Here is a 2,023-nt window from a genome sequence, read left to right on the forward strand (position 1 = left end):
CTTTCGCAAAGTGGCGAGGTGAGCCTTAAAAACTACAATGGAAAATATAAGGCTATATATTTTGGTTATCTTTACTGCCCTGATGTCTGCCCTACCACGCTCTCTCTTGTCGGAGATGAGCTAAACAAGCTAAAAAGAGATGACTTTGAGCTGCTCTTCATCACGCTTGATCCTGAGCGCGATACGCCTGAAAATTTAACTCTAATGGCTAAAAATTTCTACAAAGACGCTGACGGGCTAAAGCTAAAAGACCTAAAAGGTGTTGCCAAAAACTATGGCGTGAAATTTCAAAAGATGCGCCTTGAAAACTCAGCCATGGGCTACTCAGTCGCTCATAGCTCGTCGATCTATCTCATTGATAAAGACGGAAATTTCTACAAAGAAATTTCAAATTTAACCAGTGAAAATATCAGAGAAAATCTCCTAAATTTAATAAAAGATAGACCATAAATTTATCTTTAAAATTTAAAATGTAAAAAAATTTTTTTTAAATCTCTATACAATTATTTTTTAACTAGCCGATATTGTGTGAATGTAAATCATATGTAAAGGATACTTGTGAAGTCAATCACCAATAAAATAGCACTAATGCTAATACTCGCCCTATCTGTGTCGTTCGCGGCATTCTCAACTGCTAGCTACTACACTGCACAAGACAAGACAGTCGAGCTAGTCATACAAACTCAGCGTCAAATTCTAAAAGATGTAAAATCAACCCTGCATACATTTTTTGACGACAATTTACAAGCAGCGAATGGGCTTGCCAAAAAGCTATCAAGCTTGAATGACAGGAGCCAGGTAAATGAAATTCTAAGCCATACTGAAAAGATCCTCCCGCCATACATACAACGTGTTTTTGTAGGATATGAGAATGATGGCAATATGTACCGCTCAAATGGACAAAACGAAACCTTGAAAGATGGATTTGATCCACGTACAAGAGGCTGGTATAAGGCAGCAAAAACTGAAAACAAAGCAACATACACACGCCCTTATATTTCAACAACTTCACAAGAAATGTTGATGGCTTTTTCAGCGCCACTTGAAAACAATAGTGGTGTTGCAGCATTAAACACTGTTATTTCAGATCTAAGTAATAAAATCATGGACATCAGCAAGACTGATTATAGTTACGCATTTGTTGCTGATAAAGACGGAACCATTATCATACACCCTGACAAAAATATAGTAAATACAGCTCCTGAGCTAGCTAAAAAGTTAATCGAGCGATACAAAGCAAAAGACTTTGATTCAAATGGTCTTATACTATATAAAAATTTACAAGGCGAAGACTTATATGCAGACTTCATAGAACTAAATGATCGTGGCTGGCTAGCTATCACTGCAATGCAAAAAGATGTATTTACTACAAATACCCTGCCACTACTTAAGATACAAGCCATCATGGCTATTGTTTTCATTGTTATTTTATCTACCTTTGTCTTCTTTCTCTTAAAAAAATCGCTAAATCCTATTAAGACCATACAAGATAAACTAACCGAAGTATTTAAATTTGTTACATATAAGGCTGACGCTCCGTCTAAACTAGACATAAAAAGAGAAGATGAATTTGGACAGATGAGTAAGGTTATAAATGAAAATATTAGCGAGGTTATTGAAGGCATCAAAAAAGATAATGCGATGATTGGTGAGCTCAATGCAGTTGTAAATACCGTTAATAAAGGCAAGTTAGGCGTTAATATCAACCAAGATCCAAACAACCCTTCTTTGGCCGAGCTAAAAACACTGCTAAACAGCTTCTTTGCTGGCATAACTCATAATATTAGAAGCGTAACTACTATCTTAAATACATATTCTAAAAATGACTTTACACCAACTATGGAAGTCCCAGATAGTATTGAAGCCGACCTAAAAGATATGATACTTGGCGTTAAAAACATGGGCGAAGTAGTTTGCTCTATGCTAAACTCAAATTTACACCAAGCCCAAACCCTAGAAGAAAAAGCTAAACTTCTAGCTAGCTCAGTATCAAAAGTAGCAAGCTCAGCAAACACTCAAGCAA

The 2,023-nt window shown here is 36.1% G+C and carries 2 protein-coding genes; both read left to right on the plus strand.

All coding sequences use genetic code 11. The features are described 5' to 3' along the window. Window positions 1–450: SCO family protein (locus Q0296_RS00530; RefSeq protein ID WP_298035640.1), on the plus strand; the 450-nt coding region annotated here is incomplete at its 5' end. A 108-nt stretch (window positions 451–558) separates the two neighbouring features. Continuing rightward, a partial coding sequence (locus tag Q0296_RS00535; RefSeq protein ID WP_298035641.1) for a cache domain-containing protein occupies window positions 559–2,023 on the plus strand: 1,465 nt, incomplete at its 3' end.

Source organism: uncultured Campylobacter sp. (assembly GCF_937890585.1).
In the GTDB taxonomy this organism is placed as follows: domain Bacteria; phylum Campylobacterota; class Campylobacteria; order Campylobacterales; family Campylobacteraceae; genus Campylobacter_A.